General features: G+C 33.0%; 15 protein-coding genes. 13 read left to right on the plus strand and 2 right to left on the minus strand.

What is annotated here, in order from left to right; all coding sequences use genetic code 11:
• The first annotated feature begins 6 nt into the window (after positions 1 to 6).
• The 7 genes from mnmG (at position 7) to ABD011_RS01865 (ending at position 8,414) form a co-directional block, all read left to right on the plus strand.
• Complete coding sequence (mnmG, locus tag ABD011_RS01835) at positions 7 to 1,884, plus strand: tRNA uridine-5-carboxymethylaminomethyl(34) synthesis enzyme MnmG (RefSeq protein ID WP_343795300.1); 1,878 nt, start codon at positions 7 to 9, stop codon at positions 1,882 to 1,884.
• A 259-nt stretch (positions 1,885 to 2,143) separates the two neighbouring features.
• A complete protein-coding gene (locus ABD011_RS01840; protein ID WP_343795302.1) occupies positions 2,144 to 2,350 on the plus strand; it encodes a hypothetical protein in 207 nt (68 codons plus the stop codon).
• Between the two features lie 71 nt (positions 2,351 to 2,421).
• Positions 2,422 to 3,273 (plus strand): class I SAM-dependent methyltransferase, encoded by an 852-nt coding sequence (locus ABD011_RS01845; protein WP_343795304.1) that lies wholly within the window; start codon positions 2,422 to 2,424, stop codon positions 3,271 to 3,273.
• A gap of 217 nt (positions 3,274 to 3,490) precedes the next feature.
• Entirely contained in the window at positions 3,491 to 4,006 is a 516-nt protein-coding gene (locus ABD011_RS01850; protein ID WP_129759792.1) for an OmpH/Skp family outer membrane protein, read from the plus strand.
• Between the two features lie 90 nt (positions 4,007 to 4,096).
• Positions 4,097 to 4,990, plus strand: a complete 894-nt coding sequence (locus ABD011_RS01855) for a LytTR family DNA-binding domain-containing protein (RefSeq protein ID WP_343795306.1) — start codon at positions 4,097 to 4,099, stop codon at positions 4,988 to 4,990.
• A 201-nt stretch (positions 4,991 to 5,191) separates the two neighbouring features.
• Entirely contained in the window at positions 5,192 to 7,567 is a 2,376-nt protein-coding gene (locus ABD011_RS01860) for a TonB-dependent receptor (protein WP_343795308.1), read from the plus strand.
• Between the two features lie 4 nt (positions 7,568 to 7,571).
• The gene (locus ABD011_RS01865) at positions 7,572 to 8,414 is read left to right on the plus strand and encodes a DUF4249 family protein (protein WP_343795310.1); all 843 of its coding nucleotides are present in this window, start codon (positions 7,572 to 7,574) and stop codon (positions 8,412 to 8,414) included.
• A gap of 17 nt (positions 8,415 to 8,431) precedes the next feature.
• Here the strand turns inward: ABD011_RS01865 and ABD011_RS01870 are convergent, their stop codons facing one another.
• Positions 8,432 to 9,586, minus strand: a complete 1,155-nt coding sequence (locus ABD011_RS01870) for a DNA polymerase III subunit (RefSeq protein WP_343795312.1) — start codon at positions 9,584 to 9,586, stop codon at positions 8,432 to 8,434.
• Positions 9,587 to 9,708: 122 nt separating this feature from the next.
• Between ABD011_RS01870 and ABD011_RS01875 the strand changes: the two genes are divergently transcribed.
• From ABD011_RS01875 to ABD011_RS01885, 3 genes are all read left to right on the plus strand, one after another.
• Positions 9,709 to 10,896, plus strand: coding sequence for a phosphoglycerate kinase (locus ABD011_RS01875; protein WP_343795314.1), 1,188 nt, complete (start codon positions 9,709 to 9,711; stop codon positions 10,894 to 10,896).
• Positions 10,897 to 11,011: 115 nt separating this feature from the next.
• Complete coding sequence (locus tag ABD011_RS01880; protein WP_343795316.1) at positions 11,012 to 12,589, plus strand: LysM peptidoglycan-binding domain-containing protein; 1,578 nt, start codon at positions 11,012 to 11,014, stop codon at positions 12,587 to 12,589.
• Positions 12,590 to 12,606: 17 nt separating this feature from the next.
• On the plus strand, positions 12,607 to 13,587 hold the full coding sequence (locus ABD011_RS01885) for a DUF4837 family protein (RefSeq protein ID WP_335972984.1): 981 nt from the start codon (positions 12,607 to 12,609) through the stop codon (positions 13,585 to 13,587).
• A gap of 49 nt (positions 13,588 to 13,636) precedes the next feature.
• Here ABD011_RS01885 and ABD011_RS01890 read toward each other — a convergent pair whose 3' ends face one another.
• Positions 13,637 to 13,822, minus strand: a complete 186-nt coding sequence (locus ABD011_RS01890; RefSeq protein WP_129759781.1) for a twin-arginine translocase TatA/TatE family subunit — start codon at positions 13,820 to 13,822, stop codon at positions 13,637 to 13,639.
• A 115-nt stretch (positions 13,823 to 13,937) separates the two neighbouring features.
• Here ABD011_RS01890 and ABD011_RS01895 point away from each other — a divergent pair, with 115 nt between their 5' ends.
• Genes ABD011_RS01895 through ABD011_RS01905 form a run of 3 tightly spaced genes read left to right on the plus strand, consistent with a single transcriptional unit; the run spans position 13,938 to position 18,032 of the window.
• Entirely contained in the window at positions 13,938 to 14,804 is an 867-nt protein-coding gene (locus ABD011_RS01895; RefSeq protein ID WP_131506383.1) for a M23 family metallopeptidase, read from the plus strand.
• Entirely contained in the window at positions 14,804 to 16,306 is a 1,503-nt protein-coding gene (locus tag ABD011_RS01900; protein ID WP_343795321.1) for a GH3 auxin-responsive promoter family protein, read from the plus strand. The genes ABD011_RS01895 and ABD011_RS01900 overlap by 1 nt, the downstream gene beginning before the upstream one ends.
• 31 nt (positions 16,307 to 16,337) lie before the next feature.
• A complete protein-coding gene (locus tag ABD011_RS01905; protein ID WP_343795323.1) occupies positions 16,338 to 18,032 on the plus strand; it encodes a DUF6909 family protein in 1,695 nt (564 codons plus the stop codon).
• The last annotated feature ends 9 nt before the right edge of the window (positions 18,033 to 18,041 follow it).

Consider the following 18,041-nt stretch of genomic DNA (forward strand, 5'->3'; position numbering starts at 1 on the left):
AACACTATGAGTTTATTTAAAGATACATATGATGTTATAGTTGTAGGAGCAGGTCATGCAGGTAGTGAAGCTGCTGCTGCTGCTGCCAATATGGGTGTAAAAACCTTATTGGTTACTATGAACCTTCAAAACATTGCCCAAATGTCTTGTAATCCCGCAATGGGAGGAATAGCTAAAGGGCAAATTGTAAGAGAGATTGATGCGCTTGGAGGTTATAGTGGTATTGTTAGCGACCGTACAGCTATTCAGTTTAAAATGCTTAACAAATCAAAAGGACCTGCAATGTGGAGTCCACGTGTTCAAAGTGACCGAATGCGTTTTGCTGAAGAGTGGAGAAACCTGTTAGAGCAAACTCCTAATTTAGATTTTTACCAAGAGATGGTGTCTGGTTTGTTAATGGAAGGAGATAAAGTTGTTGGTGTAAAAACATCTTTAGGTTTAGAAATTAAAGCTAAAAGCGTTGTGCTAACTAATGGTACTTTTTTAAACGGACTTATCCATATTGGAGATAAAAATTTTGGAGGAGGAAGAGCAGGTGAACGTGCTGCAACAGGAATTACAGAACAGCTGGTTGATTTAGGTTTTGATTCTGGCAGAATGAAAACAGGAACACCTCCTCGTGTTGATGGTCGTTCTTTAGATTATTCAAAAATGATTGAGCAACCTGGAGATGATAATCCTGATAAGTTTTCGTATTTAGATATTACAAAACCATTAACACAACAACGTTCTTGTTACATGACATATACAAGTCCTGAAGTTCATGATTTGTTACGAGAAGGTTTTGATAGGTCGCCAATGTTTAATGGTAGAATTAAAAGTTTAGGACCTCGTTATTGTCCTTCAATTGAAGATAAAATAAATCGTTTTGCAGATAAAGATCGTCATCAATTATTTGTTGAACCTGAAGGTTGGAATACTGTTGAAGTGTATGTAAATGGGTTTTCTACATCACTGCCAGAAGATGTTCAATTTAAAGCGTTGAGTTCGGTTGCTGGTTTTGAAAACGTCAAATTCTTTAGACCAGGTTATGCTATAGAATACGATTATTTTCCACCTACGCAATTAAAACATACGTTAGAAACTAAGCTGGTAAGTGGTTTATATTTTGCAGGACAAATTAACGGAACCACAGGTTACGAAGAAGCTGCGTCGCAAGGGTTAATGGCAGGAATAAATGCTGCTTTAAAAGTTCAAGAAAAGGATGCTTTTACCTTAAGTAGAAGTGAAGCTTATATAGGTGTTTTGGTTGACGATTTAATTACAAAAGGTACTGAAGAGCCTTATAGAATGTTTACCTCAAGAGCTGAATATAGAACGCTACTTAGACAAGATAATGCCGATTTTAGGTTAACTCCTAAATCATTTGAGATTGGTTTAGCAACTCAAAAACGCATGAAGCAGATGGAAAACAAGAAGGAGCAATCTGAAGCTTTTGTATCGTTTTTTAGAGAAACTAGTGTAAAGCCTGAAGAAGCTAATCCTGTACTTGAGGCTAAAGATTCTTCGTTGATGAAACAGTCAGATAAGATGTTTAAAATCTTTTCAAGACCAAATATTACTATTGAAGACATGCGTCAATTTGAAGCTGTTGAAGCATACATCCAAGAACATAATTTGAATAATGAAGTAATTGAACAAGCCGAAATTCAAATTAAATATTCAGGATATATAGAGAAAGAAAAGAACAATGCTGACAAATTAAATAGGCTAGAAGGGATTAAAATTCCAGCTAATTTTGATTATTCTAAACTGAAATCTATGAGTATGGAAGCAAGAGAAAAGTTGAATAAAATTCAGCCTGTAACCATATCTCAAGCTTCAAGAATTAGCGGAGTTTCTCCTAGTGATATTTCGGTGCTTTTAGTTTATATGGGTAGATAGAATGAGAGAAATTGTATTAAAACAACATATTTCTATTGTATCAAAAGTTATATTCTTAATTCCTTTCTTGTTTGTATCTGTTGTTTTATCAATCTTCCACCCTATGTTTTCTTTTGCAATTATCATAGGAGTTTTGCTTTTTGTATTTAATTATGACTACTTAATAAAAGCGAATTTTGACAGCTATATTAGGTTTGGGTTTTTCAATTTAAGGCTTGTCAAACTTAAGAGAAAAATCATTCAACCGGAATATATTTCAATGTTTAAGCAGCGATATAAAACTGTAATGGGTTTTGGTTTTCACGCACCTTTTGGAGAAGATAAGTTTGAAATGTATTCAATTAAATTTTTCAATAAAGAAGGAAACCAAACCATTTTTAAATCTTTTAATAAAGCTGAAGTTTTAACTTTAGGTAAAGATTTATCTAATATGCTAAATGTTGAATTGTATAACACTTTAATTTAAGTTCCACGTGGAACACTTTTATTAATTTCTTTATTTTGTCATTCTGAACTTGATTCAGAATCTATTTTAAAATGAATAAAAAACCAACATATTTAACTGTAAAAGACTATTCGGTTTCTGGTGAAGATTTTCAATTAGTGCATAATGAAGAATTGGATATGTTGGAAACAACTCCTCAACCTAGTGCAAATACACTTTCTGAATATTACAAAAGTGAAGACTATATTTCGCATACCGATTCTAAAAGAAATTGGTTTGAAAAAGCATATCATTTTGTAAGAGGAATGGCTTTGAAACGAAAATTAAAGTTGATCAATTCGTTTTCAGTTTCAGGAAAAACTATTTTAGATGTTGGTTGTGGTACAGGAGATTTTTTGCAAACCGCAAAAAACAATTCTTGGAATGTTTATGGTATTGAACCAAACGAAAAGGCAAGAGCCATTGCAAATTCAAAAACAAAAAATCAAGTTTTTGATACTAATACTTTGCAAGAATTTGAATCAGGAACTTTTGATGTTATTACGCTTTGGCATGTACTTGAACATTTACCAAATTTAGAAACCGAAATACAAAACTTAAATAGACTTTTAAAACCAAACGGAAGACTTGTAATAGCGGTTCCAAATTTTAAAAGTTATGATGCAAAACATTACAATGCATTTTGGGCAGCTTATGATGTGCCTAGACATCTTTGGCATTTTTCGCAAACATCAATCTCAAAATTATTTTCAAAAAACAATTTAGAAATTGAAAAAACCTTGCCAATGACGTTTGATGCATTTTATGTAAGTTTACTTTCTGAGAAATATAAATCAGGATCCAAAAATCCATTAACAGCTTTTTGGGTAGGATTACAATCTAATTTAAAAGCAAAACGCACTGGAGAGTATTCTTCGCTTATTTATGTGCTAAAAAAGAGCTAAAACGCATTTTAAGGCGTTTTAAGCGTTTTTGTTATTTGTTTCCTTGTCGTTTATTAGCCCTTTTTTAAATCGTTATTACACGCTTTTATATAAAGCCGTTTTTTATAACTAAAATGAATTAATCGTTAATGAAGTATTATTTTTATTAATATGTTCATTTTTTAAGATTTCAGGTCTCAACTTTATTACATTTGCAAAAAATTAAAAACTTTAAAAAATGAAATACCTAGTTTTAATACTTGTAGCAGCGTTAAGTTTTTCTTCTTGTCAAGAACAGCAAAAATTAGCTTTTATTGATAACGGAAAAGTAATTAATGAATATCAAGAAAAAATTGATTTAGAGAAAAAGTACGAGCAAAAAGATTTAGCTTTTCAAAAAAGAAGAGATAGTATGATTAGCAATTATCAATTAGAGTTAAAAGAAGCTCAATTAAAAGCTAAAAATATGTCTCAGGCTAATCTTCAAAAATTATCTCAAGAAATTCAGCAAAAAGAACAGTTGTTAACTCAAAGAATTCAAATGGAGCAACAACAAATGCAAAAAGCATTTCAAACTGATATTGATTCATTAATCGTTAAAGTAAAAAACTTTGTAAACGATTATGGTAAAAAGAACCAATATTCTTACATTTTTGGAACTAGTGATACTGCAGCAAGTGTACTTTATGGTTCAGAAGACCTTTCTCAAACAATTATTGATGCGTTAAACGCAGATTATAAAAAAGAAGAGTAAGCGACTAAAATAATTTTGACATAACAAACGTTATTGTAAAGCTAGATGGATTCCGTCTAGCTTTTTTAGTTTAACTACCAATCATACATCATGCAAATACGTGAGTATTTAAAAGAACCTTTTGATTATTTTGATGACAAGAAATCGAAATGGCTTTACATATTAAGTGCTATTGTATTTTCTCATTTATTCCTTATTATTTTTCAGCCTTACGGTATTTCAGAAGAAATGTCAAACCCTGTTAACAGTACGCTTAATAAGTTTTTGTTTTTCTTTTCCATTGCATTAAGTACGTTTTTAGCATTAACACTTTCACAATTCTTTTTTAGACAACTGTTTGGTTTTCAAAACATTAAAGTTGAAAAATATTTATTTTGGCTGTTGATTGAGGCTTTAATTTTGCTGTTTATAAACTTTGGAATGTCTTTTATTATTCCTGATTTAGGTAACGATTTTGAAGAAGAGCTAAACGTTTGGTTTCAGGTAAAAATGTATCCTAAGCTGTTATTGATTTTAATTTTTCCTTTTTTTGGAACAGTCATTTACATAGCCATAAAACGACTTCAAACCGAAGTAAAGGAACTAGATCAGCAACTACTTACATTTAAATACAAATACGATAAAACAAAGCAAAAAGAGACATTGAATTTATTAGATGAGAATAATCAATTAGACATTGCTTTATCTATAAATGAGATTGTATACATAGAATCTAGCAATCAATATGTTGTAGTTAATTTTATAAAAAACAATACTATCAAAAAGCACATTGTAAGAAATAGACTAAAACACATATTGTCTCAAACCGAAAACTTACCAATTAAACAATGCCATAGGTCGTTTGCTGTAAACTTAATTCACGTGAAACATTTAACCAGAAAAAACGGAAAAGCGTTTTTAGTGCTTAACACCAATTTTGAGGGGTTAAAAATCCCAGTTTCCAACTCTTTTTTAGAAGCTATAAAGAAGGATTTGGACAATTAAACACTTTGTATTGCTACAATTGATTTTAAAACTAGGACAATTCACTCCAAAACTGTAACAATTCACTCCAAAAGGTCGTCTAGAATATGGATTTCATCAATATTTGAAATTATTTTGCGTTAACAAATCCATAAAGTAAAAATCGATTTTTATCCTATTTCAAACCTTAATTTTATCAATTAAAAAACAGAACAAAAACTAATGAAACAATTATGTTTAGTCCTTTTCCTGTTTACTGGCCTATGGTGTCAAGCACAGGAACAATACAGTATTAGCGGTACCATTAAAGACCTTACTAATGGCGAAACACTTTTAGGGGCAACCGTTTATTTAAAAGACACCAATTATGGAGCTACAACCAACGAGTATGGTTTTTTCTCTTTAACTGCTCCAAAAGGGAGTTACACTTTGGTTATTTCTTACGTTGGGTATTTGTCCGTAACTAAAGAAATAACCTTAAATGCTGATCAAAAACTAGATTTCGAGTTACAAGAATCGGCAACTGCATTAGATGAAGTAATTATTGTAGCAGAAGAATCTGAAGTAGTAAGCATTAGAAAACCACAAATGAGCGTTTCAAAACTTAATGCGCAAACCATAAAACAAATGCCAGCGGTTTTAGGAGAAGTTGATGTTGTAAAATCTATTCAATTGCTTCCTGGTGTAACCAATAATGGAGAAGGTTCAGCTGGATTTCATGTTCGTGGTGGAGCAGCAGACCAAAACCTAGTGCTTTTAGACGAAGCTATAATTTATAACACGTCACATTTCTTTGGGTTTTTCTCAGTATTCAATTCAGATGCTATAAAGAACATCAAACTCTACAAAGGAGACATTCCTGCAAAGTATGGTGGTCGTGTGTCCTCTGTACTTGATGTGAGACAAAAAGACGGAAATAGCAAACAATTTGGACTTACGGGAGGTATTGGTTTAATCTCTAGTAGGCTAACAGCCGAATCACCTTTATTTAAAGATAAAGGCTCGTTTTTAATTGCTGGTAGAGCATCTTATGCACATCTATTTATGCCACTTATTGAAAATGTAAAGGACGATAAAATTTCGTTTTACGATCTTAATCTTAAAACCAATTATGAGATTAATAAAAACAACAAGTTGTATTTGTCTGGTTATTTTGGTCGCGACGTATTTAATCTATCAAAAATTATAGAAAACAACTATGGTAATGCAACTGGTAACTTACGTTGGAATCATGTGTTTAACGATAGGCTGTTTTCAAACCTGTCTTTTATTTATAGCAAATACGATTACAACATTGTACTAGATTTTATTGAACTAGATTGGGATGCAGACATTACTAATTTTAATGTGAAATACGATTTAGGTTACTACGTAAATAATGACATTACACTAGATTTTGGTATTAGTGGATTAACCTACAATGTTAATCCTGGAGAAGTAAGACCATCTTCAGAAACATCACCAATTAATCCTCTAAAATTAGATGAAAAACGTGCTTTTGAAGGTGCTGCTTACATAAGTGCGGAACATCAAATTTCTGATAAACTTGCCTTTAACTATGGGTTACGCTACAGTGCGTTTTCTAGACTTGGTGGACAAAGCATGACTAATTATGTTAACAATCAACCTGTGGTTTACAATAGCGATTTAGGAATTTACGAACGTGGTGAAGCAGAAAGCGAAACAGCGTATAGTAAAAGCGAAAGCATTAAAACCTTTGGTAATTTTGAACCTAGACTAGGCGTATCTTATCAACTTAACGATGCGTCTTCCATTAAGGCGAGTTACACCAAGTCAACGCAATACTTGCATTTGCTATCCAACACGTCGTCAGTTACACCATTAGATGTTTGGACACCAAGTGGAAAGTATATAAAACCTCAAATTTCTAATCAGTTTGCTATGGGTTATTACAAGAACTTTAAAGACAATACTTATGCTTTGGAGTTGGAAACCTATTACAAGCATGTTGATAATAGAATTGATTATATAGACGGTTCTGATTTAATAGGAAACAATAATATTGAAACTGAAATATTAAATGGTGAAGCTAGAGCTTACGGTTTGGAAGTATTGCTTAGGAAAAACAAAGGTGATTTCACAGGTTGGTTGGCTTATACGCTTTCAAAGTCAGAGCAACGTGCTATTGGTGGAAATGCTGGTGGACCAGGAATTAACAATGGAGATTGGTACAATACGCCTTATGATCGTACTCATGATATTTCTTTAACAGGAGTTTATAAGCTGAATGACAAGTGGAGTTTCAGTTCAAATTTTGTGTTCCAAACAGGACGTCCTGTAACTTATCCTAATGGGCAGTACAACTACGAAGGATTATCAGTTGCAACCTATTCAAACAGAAACGAAGACCGTTTACCTGCTTATCACAGATTAGACGTTTCTGCAATTTATAAACCAAACAGAAATCCTGATAAACGCTGGAAATCAGAATGGGTTTTTGGTATTTACAATCTGTACAGCCGAAAAAATGCAGCCTCAATTAGCTTTAGTCAAAATAGGGAAACAGGCTTAAACGAAGCATCTAGAATTTCCATTTTTGGCATTATTCCTTCAATAACTTATAACTTTAAATTTTAATTCCATGAAACGATATATATTAATAGTATTTACCCTAGGTTTTTTATTGACGTCTTGCGAAGACACTATAGACGTAGATGTTCCAACAGCACAAGCCAGATTAGTGGTAGAAGCCTCATTAGATTGGGAAAAAGGAACAACAGGAAATGTGCAGTCCATTTCATTAAGTATGTCAACACCTTTTTTTGATACAAACCAAGACACTAGTGTTACAGGAGCAATTGTAACTGTTACCAATGAAGACTCTGGAGAGGTTTTTCCTTTTGATGACAACAATGACGGAACCTATTCAACAAGTACTTTTGTTCCTATTTTAAATAATACGTATCACCTAGAAATTGTTTATGATGGTGAAACGTATGAAGCAACTGAAACCTTGATGTCAGTTTCAGATATTAATGAAGTTAATCAAAGCATTGAAGGCGGATTTGACGACGAGCTACTAGAACTCAATTTATACTTTACAGATCCTGCTAATATTGAAAACTTCTACCTAATAAAGTATGATGTTGAAGGTGATTTGTTTCCGTATTTAGAAGATGTGTCAGATGAGTTTACTGATGGTAACGAAATTCATGATTTCCTTGAAAAAGACGATGATGAAGACAGTGAAGAAACGCCTTTTGAAGCAGGAGATGTGGTTAACATTAGCCTTTACGGAATTTCTGAACAGTACTACAATTTTATACGTTTGTTAATTGAGCAACATGGTAGTCAAGGCGACCCATTTAGCTCTACAGCAGCTTTAATAAGAGGAAATTGTATTAACCCAACCAACCCAGATAATTATGCGTTTGGTTACTTTAGGGTTACCGAAGTAGATACTGCTGCTTACACTTTTGAATAAAAAATAAAAGCCAGCTATTAGCTGGCTTTTTTATGTAATAAACGTGTGAGTTTTATTGATAAGTCGGTTAAAATAATTTTGGCATTTCCGTTTCGTTCTATATGATATATAGCATCTTGCAGCTCGTTGGAAATATCCATAATATTATTACCATGAACAAAAGGCGCAAACTTTTCTAGCTTAAAACTTTCTGATTTTGGTTCTACAAAAACAAGCTCTTGTGCATTATAATTTAACAATAAAGCTTGCCTAAAATAGTCCATACAAAAATGTAAAAACTGCTTTTGGGTTTCACGACCAGTTTTGGCAATAGTTTCACTCCAAGAAATCAAATCGTGTATTGCGGCTTTGTTTCCTTTGGCTTTAAATGCCGAACGAATCCAATATACAAACCACTCTTTAAACTGAATGTCTTCAGAATCATGATACACTAAATCACAAGCTTTGTTGTAATTACCATTAGCTTGATGTGCAATTTTAGTAGCGTCTGCTTCAGCAATATCAAACTGTTGTAGCAGTGCGTTTTTAATATCCAATTCAGCTAATGGCGGAAAATGCAGCACTTGACAACGTGATAAAATGGTATTTATAATTTGCTCTTCGTCTTCAGCAATAAGAATAAAAATGGTTTTTTCTGGTGGTTCCTCAATAAGCTTAAGCAACTTATTAGCAGCCGAAGTATTCATTTTTTCAGCCATCCAGATAATCATTACCTTGTAACCACCTTCATAAGATTTTAAGGCTAAAGATTTTACAATATCTTGTGCTTCATCAACACCTATTTGACCTTGCTTGTTTTCAATTCCTAGTTTTTTGTACCAATCAAATAAATTGCCATAAGGTTGCTCTTTTAACAATTCTCGCCATTCTTCTAAAAAATGAGACGAAACAGGGTGTTTTTTCACCTTGTCGTTAGCAGCAACAGGAAAAGCAAAATGCAAATCAGGATGGGAATAGTTTTTAAATTTTAAGTTACAAGCATCATTTCCGCCTGTGTTTTCACCATTTAAGTTTTTGCACAAAAGGTATTGCGCATAGGCAATTGCCATTGGTAAAGCACCACAACCCTCTGGTCCAACAAACAATTGCGCATGCGAGATACGACCATTGTCGGCACTTGTGGTTAAATGATTTTTAATATGTTCCTGTCCTATAACTTCTGTAAACAACATATCAGCAAATATATGTTTTTTAATACTTCTTTTAAGATGAAATCGTTTTCGTTGAAAAACCGATTTTTTGGAGTAATTTAATTAACTACATTTGTGCTATTAGGATATAAAATAAACAACCAATGAAAACAATAAACGACTTCAATTTTGAAAACAAAACAGCTTTAATTCGTGTAGATTTTAATGTGCCTTTAAACGACGCTTTTGAGGTAACAGATACCACTAGAATTGTGTCAGCTAAACCTACAATTATTAAAATTTTAGAAGATGGAGGAAGCTGTGTGTTAATGTCGCATTTAGGAAGGCCAAAAGGTGTTCAAGAAGAGTTTTCATTAAAGCATATTGTTGACAAAGTTTCAGAAACCATAGGTGTTGCTGTAAAATTTGTGCCTGATTGTGTTGGAGCAGAGGCAGAGGAAGTTGTAAAAAACCTTCAACCAGGAGAAGTAGTGTTGTTAGAGAATTTACGTTTTTATGCTGAGGAAACAGCTGGCGACAAGGCGTTTGCTGAGCAATTATCTAAACTTGGAGATGTTTATGTAAACGATGCTTTTGGTACTGCGCATAGAGCGCATGCTTCAACAACTATTGTGGCTGAGTTTTTCCCTGAAAATAAATGCTTTGGTAGTTTATTGGCTAAAGAAATTGAAAGTATTGATAAAGTAATGACGTCTGGTGAAAAACCAGTTTTAGCAGTACTTGGAGGCGCAAAAGTATCTTCTAAAATTACCATTATAGAAAATATTTTAGATAAAGTTGACCACTTAATAATTGGTGGTGGTATGACATTTACCTTTGTTAAAGCTCAAGGCGGAAGCGTAGGAGATTCTATTTGTGAAGATGATAAAATGGACTTAGCCTTAGATATTTTAAAACAAGCCAAAGCAAAAGGTGTTCAAATTCATTTACCTGTTGATGTGCTTGCTGCAAATGCATTTAGTAATACTGCCGAAACACAAATTATGGATGTAACTAAAATTCCTGACGGTTGGCAAGGTCTTGATGCTGGACCAAAATCATTAGAAAACTTCAAAGAGGTTGTTTTACAGTGTAAAACTATTTTATGGAATGGACCTTTAGGTGTATTTGAAATGGAAACTTTCTCTAAAGGAACTATTGCGTTAGGCGATTATATTGCTGAAGCTACTAAAAATGGCGCCTTTTCGCTTGTTGGTGGAGGAGACTCTGTTGCTGCTGTAAAACAATTTGGGTTCGAAGACAAAGTAAGTTATGTAAGTACTGGTGGTGGAGCTATGCTAGAAAGCTTAGAAGGAAAAACCTTACCAGGTATTGCTGCTATTTTAGAATAACACAGTTTTTTGCTGTACATTGAATTTCTGTTAAAAAAGTATTGCTATCTTTCATTTTAGATAAAAAAATACGATTTTAGCTTATCTGCCGTTGGTAGATAAATACATGTTTTCGATGAAACCTAAACTAAAAACCCTAACACTAGGCGCATTGTTGTTGTGTGCTATTTGTTTTTCCCAAGAAAAGGCTAAAACAAAAACCACAAAAGACACTTTGGTTAAAACAACTGAAAAAGTGATAGATTCGGTTGTAGATGGAAAAACTATTCCTATAAAACCAATTTCTCCTGTACAAGATTCATTATCCATAAAAGAGCTTAAGGATCATGAATTAGCATTGGAACTTGACGAAAAATGGCTTGAGGAATTGTACAGTAACACGCTGTTTGATACCATTTACAAAACGGTTTCTGAGCTAGATTACAAAGACATTGATTTTCCTGAACTTTCAACAGACACGCTTAAAGCAAGATTAGCAAAGCTAAACGCCAGAACACCTTTTAATGTTGAATATAATACTTCGTTAGAAAGCGTTATAAAGAGTTTTTTAAAACACCGACGAAACTCTTTTGAAAGACTCATGGGATTAAGCCATTATTATTTCCCAATGTTTGAAGCAGAGTTTGATAACTACAACATTCCTTTGGAAATGAAATACCTTTCCATTGTAGAATCAGCTTTAAAACCCAGAGCAAAATCTAGAGTAGGAGCAACAGGTTTATGGCAGTTTATGTTTGCCACAGGAAAGCAATATGGGTTAGATGTAAGTAGTTATGTAGACGAACGTAGCGATCCAATAAAATCAACAAAATCTGCAGCTACTTATCTTTCAAAATTATATGAAATTTTTGGTGATTGGGATTTAGCTTTAGCAGCCTATAACTCAGGACCAGGAAATGTTTCAAAAGCGATTAGACGTTCTGGAGGTTATGAAAACTATTGGAATATAAGACACAATCTTCCTCGTGAAACAGCAGGTTATGTTCCCGCGTTTTTAGCTACAATGTACATTTTTGAGTTTGCCGAAGAGCATGGTTTTAAACCCGAAAAACCTCAGTTTCATTATGTAGAAACTGATACGATAAGAGTAAAGCAAATGATAACGCTCGATCAGGTTTCTGAAGTTACTCAAGTGCCAATTGAAGAGCTTCAGTTTTTAAACCCTTCTTATAAACTAGACATCATACCACATATTGAAGGTAAAGATTATTACTTGCGCCTTCCAAGGCAAGCAGTTGGATCTTTTGTGGCTAACGAAGAGCAAATTTATGGTTATGCAAAAGCTGAATTTGACAAAAGAGAAAAACCTTTACCACAGTTTTTTAATGCAGATACCAAAACAGTATATCGAGTTAAAAGTGGTGATTACTTAGGTAAAATTGCGAGAAAATTTGGAGTAAGAGTTAGCCAAATAAAGCAATGGAATGGTTTAAGAAGTAATAATTTAAGAATAGGACAACGCTTAACAATATACCCTCGAAACCCTTCGGTTTCAAGTAGCCCAAAGCCTACCACAACAGTTACTAAAACGGTAGATGTTGCTAATAAAAAGACATACAAAGTTCAAAAAGGAGACTCTTTGTGGAGTATTTCTCAAAAATTTCCTGGAATTTCTGTTCAAAATATTAAAGATTGGAACGGTATTAGTGGTACAAAGTTGAAAATAGGAATGACTCTTATAGTTTCAAACTAAAAAACTAAAGTTACACAATGAAAAAACTAACCACATTAGCACTACTTTTATTTGTTGTCCTAGTAGGATGCGATGAAAAAAAATCTAAAGGACAACGTATTGTTCCAAGTTCGTCAGGAAACATCAATGAACTTTTGGTTGTTGCCGACAATTTATTATGGGAAGACAGTGTTGGAGAAAGCATTAGAGGCATACTAGCTGCTCCAGTACACGGTTTGTCTCAAGACGAACCACTGTTTTCTATTAGTCAAATGCCTACTCAGGTATTTTCTGGCTTTACAACAAAAAACAGAACCATTTTAAAAATTGAAAAAGGCAAAGCTGCAGGAACTAAAATTGCACATGATGTGTTTGCAAAGCCGCAAACCGTTATTGTTGTTTCTGGTCAAACAGATGCAGAAATTATTGAGCAATTAGAAACTAATGCTGATAAAATTGTTGATGCCTTTAAAAAGGAGGAAATTAAAGAAAAACAACGACGAATTAATCTTTCGCTTTTCGACTCAAAACCTATAGAAGATAAGTTGGGAGTGTCTATTAAATTTCCATCAGTTTATAGAATTGCTACAGCAACAGACGATTTCTTTTGGATTCGTAAAGACATCCAAACAGGAAATATGGATTTAATGATATATGAAGTGCCTCTTGATCGTATAAGAAAAGGCGATAGTGCAGTAATTGATATTGTAAGGATGCGAGATTCTATTGGAGAAAAACACATTCAAGGACGATTGGAAAACACACACATGATTACCGAAAAGGCGTATGCACCTTATATTTTTGAAACCATTATTGATAATAAACCTACAATAGAAACAAAAGGTATTTGGGAAGTTAAAAACGACTTTATGTCTGGACCATTTATCAATTACGCTATTGAAGATGAAATTAACAAAAGATATATTGTAGTTGAAGGTTATGTTTTTGCGCCTTCAATAAATAAAAGAGATTACATTTTTGAACTAGAATCGATAATACGATCCACAAAAATTAAATAAGAAAAAAGCCAACTTTTAAGTTGGCTTTTTTAATTAGAATATATCAAGTTTATTCTTTCTTGTCGGAAGGTGTTTTTTCGTCTTCTTTACTGGCATCTTTAAATTCTTTAATACCACTTCCTAAACCTCTCATAAGTTCAGGGATTTTTTTACCACCAAATAATAATAATACCACTACAACTATTAAAACAATTTGCCATGGTCCTGGAGCTAAAAATATACTTGCTGCTATCATAACATTTTAATTTGAATTGCAAATTTAATAATTAAAGTTCAATTTAAGCGTTTAAAAGCAAACTTTAAGAAATAGCATTATAACTTGCGTTTATTTTAATTAATTTTGCTTTGCAATGGCTAAAAAAAAGAAAGAAAAAAAATTCGCTAAAAAACTGCTTCACAAGTATAGGCTAGTTATTTTAAACGAGGATACTTTTGAAGAACGTTTTGCTATAAAACTAACAAGACTTAATGTTTTTGTTATTGTAGCGCTTTCAACAATATTATTAATTACAGGAACCATTCTTTTAATAGCATTTACCTCTTTAAGAGAGTACATACCTGGTTACTCTTCAACAGCATTAAAAAAACAAGCTACTGAGCTTAATTATAAAACTGATTCGTTACAGCAAGTGATTCATATGAATGAACGCTATTTCGAGTCTATTAAAAAAGTACTTACAGGAGATGTAAAAACGGTCGATTTCAATAAAGATTCTATTATTGAAGCTGTAAACAAAGACCTTAATGATATAAACTTAACACCTAGTAAAGAAGATTCATTATTACGAGAAAGAGTAGATAAAGAAGATAAGTATAATCTATTTGAATCTGCTATTTCTGCATCAAATTTTGTATTGTTTCCTCCTGTTAACGGAACAATTTCTGAAGAGTATAATGTAAAGGACAAACACTATGCTGTAGATATAGTTGTTGCAAAAGACACACCTGTTAAAGCCACTGCTGATGGTACAGTTATTTTTGCTGAATGGACAGCCGAAACAGGTTATGTTGTTATTATTGAGCATACCTATGAGCTTATATCTGTTTACAAGCACAACGCATCAATAACTAAGCAACAAGGCGATTTAGTAAAAGCAGGCGAAGTTATTGCTATGGCAGGAAACACAGGACAATTTACAACAGGACCTCACCTTCATTTTGAACTTTGGAATAGAGGCTATCCAGTAAATCCAACTAATTTTATCGATTTTAAGTAATGTTTTCAATAAAATCTGCACTTGCTAAACCGTTTGCCAAAAGAGTAAAAAAGTCGATATTAAAATGGGCTAATAACCCTATTGAAACACAAGAAAAAGTGTTTCAAGAACTAATAAGTACTGCAGCAGCTACGCAATTTGGTAAAGACCATAATTTTGTTGGAATTAATAACCATAACGATTTTGTAAAAGCGGTTCCTGTAAGAGATTATGAAGACCTAAAGCCTTATGTAGAACGAGTTGTTGCTGGCGAAGAAGATATACTTTGGAAAGGGAAACCAATTTATTTTGCTAAAACCTCAGGTACAACATCAGGCGCAAAGTATATTCCATTAACAAAAGAAAGCATGCCAACTCATGTTGAAGCTGCTAGAAACGCTATTTTAATGTACATAGCCGAAACAGGAAACAGTAAGTTTGTTGATGGAAAAATGATTTTTCTTCAAGGAAGTCCAATTTTGGAGAAGAAAAACGGCATAGAGCTAGGACGACTTTCAGGAATTGTAGCACATTATGTGCCTAATTATCTTCAAAAAAACAGAATGCCATCATGGGAAACCAATTGCATTGAAGATTGGGAAACTAAGGTAAATGCTATTGTTGACGAAACTTTGCCAGAAAACATGACGGTTATTTCTGGTATTCCGTCTTGGGTTCAAATGTATTTTGAAAAGATTAAAGAAAAAACCAATAAAAACGTTGGAGATGTCTTTAAAAACTTCAGCTTATTCATTTTTGGAGGTGTAAACTACGAACCTTATAAAGCTAAATTTGAAAGTCTTATTGGCAGAAAGGTTGACAGTATTGAACTATATCCAGCAAGTGAAGGTTTTTTTGCTTTTCAAGATAAACAAAACGAAAAAGGAATGCTACTGCAATTAAACTCAGGAATTTTTTATGAGTTTATTAAAGCTGATGAGTTTTTTGAAGAGAGTCCCAAACGAATTACGATTAAAGATGTTGAGGTTGGTGTAAATTATGTTATGATTATCTCCACCAATGCAGGCTTATGGGCTTATAATATAGGAGATACAGTTGAGTTCACTTCAATAAAACCGTATCGTGTAATTGTATCTGGAAGAATAAAACATTTTATTTCTGCTTTTGGAGAACATGTCATTGGTAAAGAGGTTGAACAAGCATTACAAGAAGCTGTTGAAGGGTCCAATATTCAGGTTACAGAATTTACAGTTGCACCTCAAATTAACCCAACTGAAGGACTACCATATCACGAGTGGTTTATAGAGTTTGAAAACGAGCCTGAAAACCTTCTTGAATTAGAAGAAAAGATTGATAAATCATTACAAAAACAGAACAGTTATTATTTTGATTTAATCGAAGGAAAAGTGCTTAGACCGTTAAAAATCACTCTAATAAAAAAAGATGGGTTTAAAAACTACATGAAAAGCATAGGAAAATTAGGCGGTCAAAACAAATTGCCTAGACTTTCAAACGGAAGAGATATTGCTACTAGTTTAATAAAGCTTAATTTAACTAAATAATAGTGTTATATTTGCTCGCCAAATAGTTAGTATGAACAAAAGTAAACGCCATGACAGAACGAGAGCTCAAGAAAGCTCGAATGCTATAGAAAGGATGTACATTACCATGAGGCATCTCTTTAATAGAGGATTTTATAAGCCTATGGGAGTTTCTGGTGAAACACTTCGAGAGTCGTTATTGCTACTTAGACCAGAAATTTACGGTTCTATTTCAGAAGAAAAAGCAGAGCTTGAAGGACTTCTGTATGTAATTGATAGATTACCTCAAGGTATTGAAGAATGTACGTTTATCAACTTAACAAGCGATGAAGGTTATGCAAACTCGCATTTCAAACCCATAATTCCTCCAAAACGAAGAAGAAATTGCTACAGGATTGATGATGAGCAGATGAATATTGAAATCACTAGAGGTCGTTCAGAGATTTACGATATTCTTACACATCTTACATTTCTTTTTGTAGAGTCTCACAAAATAAGCAACCGTGTTTTAATAGACGAACAAGGAACAACAACAAGAGATTGGATAAAGCTTGAAAAAGCAGTTTTAAAAAGTAGTAAGTTAGATCAAAAAGAACGAGAAATAGCTGTAACTCATACGGCAAATATTTTAGGCAGAACGTTTAACGAGCTAATGTCTATCTACGATAGTTTTTCTATAACTACACAACCAGAACGATTTTTACATATAGTATACTGGTTGGGTAAGCTAGCAATAGAAGAGACAGTTAATAATAACAAACGAACTGTAACTTTTAGTCCTGTTTTAAGAGAAAGATTAGGACATCATATTCATGGAGAAATTTGGGCTGATAACATAAAAAATGTATTAAAGAGCAACAATTTACTAGATCGCGAGATTCATGTTATTAGTGCTAATATGCACAGTGTTATGAACTCTCTATTTATGCCTCAAGCGTTAAAAACGTTTGCAGCTAAGAAAGACATTTTTGATGTATACCAAGCTTTAAGTCAAAAAGAGAATAAGGCATTACGCAATAAAGTAGAAAAAGTTGCGTTGCAGAATGGAATGATTTACATTCCAGATAACTCAGGAGCTAATATTGATGTGCAAATTTTTGACACCTCTAAGATTGATTTCTCAAATCTAGACATAGATGTGGATAAAGAAAAAGTATCTAAGACTAGCGAATTGCCTGTTATAATTGTAATGGATTATGCATTTGGAGAACAAGCTTACGAAACTATGGATGAGCTTTTAAAACCTTTAAAAGTAGGAGCAACAAACACACACCTTAATGTAGCTTCAATATCTTTAATGGGTAAAGCAGGAATTTTAGAAGGAAAAAAAGGAGATATAATGATACCTTCTGCGCATATTTTTGAAGGTACAGCAGATAACTACCCTTTTAAAAATGAATTAAGTAAGGCCGAATTAGAAGGTAATGATATAGATGTTTATGAAGGATCTATGATTACGGTCTTAGGAACATCTTTACAAAACAAAGAGATACTAAAGTTTTTCTTTAATTCTACATGGAATGTAATAGGCTTAGAAATGGAAGGAGCTCACTACCAAAAGGCTATCCAAGCAGCTTCAAAAGTTAGAGGAAATATAGGACCTAATGTTAAAGTAAGGTACGCTTATTATGCTAGTGATAATCCTTTAGAAACAGGGAGTACATTAGCTTCAGGTGGGTTAGGAACCTCAGGAGTTAAACCAACATACTTAATCACAAGACAAATTATTAAACAAATATTTAATTAATCATATCAT

It is taken from the genome of Gaetbulibacter jejuensis (assembly GCF_039524015.1).
In the GTDB taxonomy this organism is placed as follows: domain Bacteria; phylum Bacteroidota; class Bacteroidia; order Flavobacteriales; family Flavobacteriaceae; genus Gaetbulibacter_B; species Gaetbulibacter_B jejuensis.

Bases quoted from the DNA above. Each gene is read 5' to 3' on its own strand.
- mnmG (WP_343795300.1), top strand. From the start codon at position 7: ATGAGTTTATTTAAAGATACATATGATGTTATAGTTGTAGGAGCAGGT.
- ABD011_RS01840 (WP_343795302.1), top strand. From the start codon at position 2,144: ATGTTTAAGCAGCGATATAAAACTGTAATGGGTTTTGGTTTTCACGCA.
- ABD011_RS01845 (WP_343795304.1), top strand. From the start codon at position 2,422: ATGAATAAAAAACCAACATATTTAACTGTAAAAGACTATTCGGTTTCT.
- ABD011_RS01850 (WP_129759792.1), top strand. From the start codon at position 3,491: ATGAAATACCTAGTTTTAATACTTGTAGCAGCGTTAAGTTTTTCTTCT.
- ABD011_RS01855 (WP_343795306.1), top strand. From the start codon at position 4,097: ATGCAAATACGTGAGTATTTAAAAGAACCTTTTGATTATTTTGATGAC.
- ABD011_RS01860 (WP_343795308.1), top strand. From the start codon at position 5,192: ATGAAACAATTATGTTTAGTCCTTTTCCTGTTTACTGGCCTATGGTGT.
- ABD011_RS01865 (WP_343795310.1), top strand. From the start codon at position 7,572: ATGAAACGATATATATTAATAGTATTTACCCTAGGTTTTTTATTGACG.
- ABD011_RS01870 (WP_343795312.1), bottom strand. From the start codon at position 9,586: ATGTTGTTTACAGAAGTTATAGGACAGGAACATATTAAAAATCATTTA.
- ABD011_RS01875 (WP_343795314.1), top strand. From the start codon at position 9,709: ATGAAAACAATAAACGACTTCAATTTTGAAAACAAAACAGCTTTAATT.
- ABD011_RS01880 (WP_343795316.1), top strand. From the start codon at position 11,012: ATGAAACCTAAACTAAAAACCCTAACACTAGGCGCATTGTTGTTGTGT.
- ABD011_RS01885 (WP_335972984.1), top strand. From the start codon at position 12,607: ATGAAAAAACTAACCACATTAGCACTACTTTTATTTGTTGTCCTAGTA.
- ABD011_RS01890 (WP_129759781.1), bottom strand. From the start codon at position 13,822: ATGATAGCAGCAAGTATATTTTTAGCTCCAGGACCATGGCAAATTGTT.
- ABD011_RS01895 (WP_131506383.1), top strand. From the start codon at position 13,938: ATGGCTAAAAAAAAGAAAGAAAAAAAATTCGCTAAAAAACTGCTTCAC.
- ABD011_RS01900 (WP_343795321.1), top strand. From the start codon at position 14,804: ATGTTTTCAATAAAATCTGCACTTGCTAAACCGTTTGCCAAAAGAGTA.
- ABD011_RS01905 (WP_343795323.1), top strand. From the start codon at position 16,338: ATGAACAAAAGTAAACGCCATGACAGAACGAGAGCTCAAGAAAGCTCG.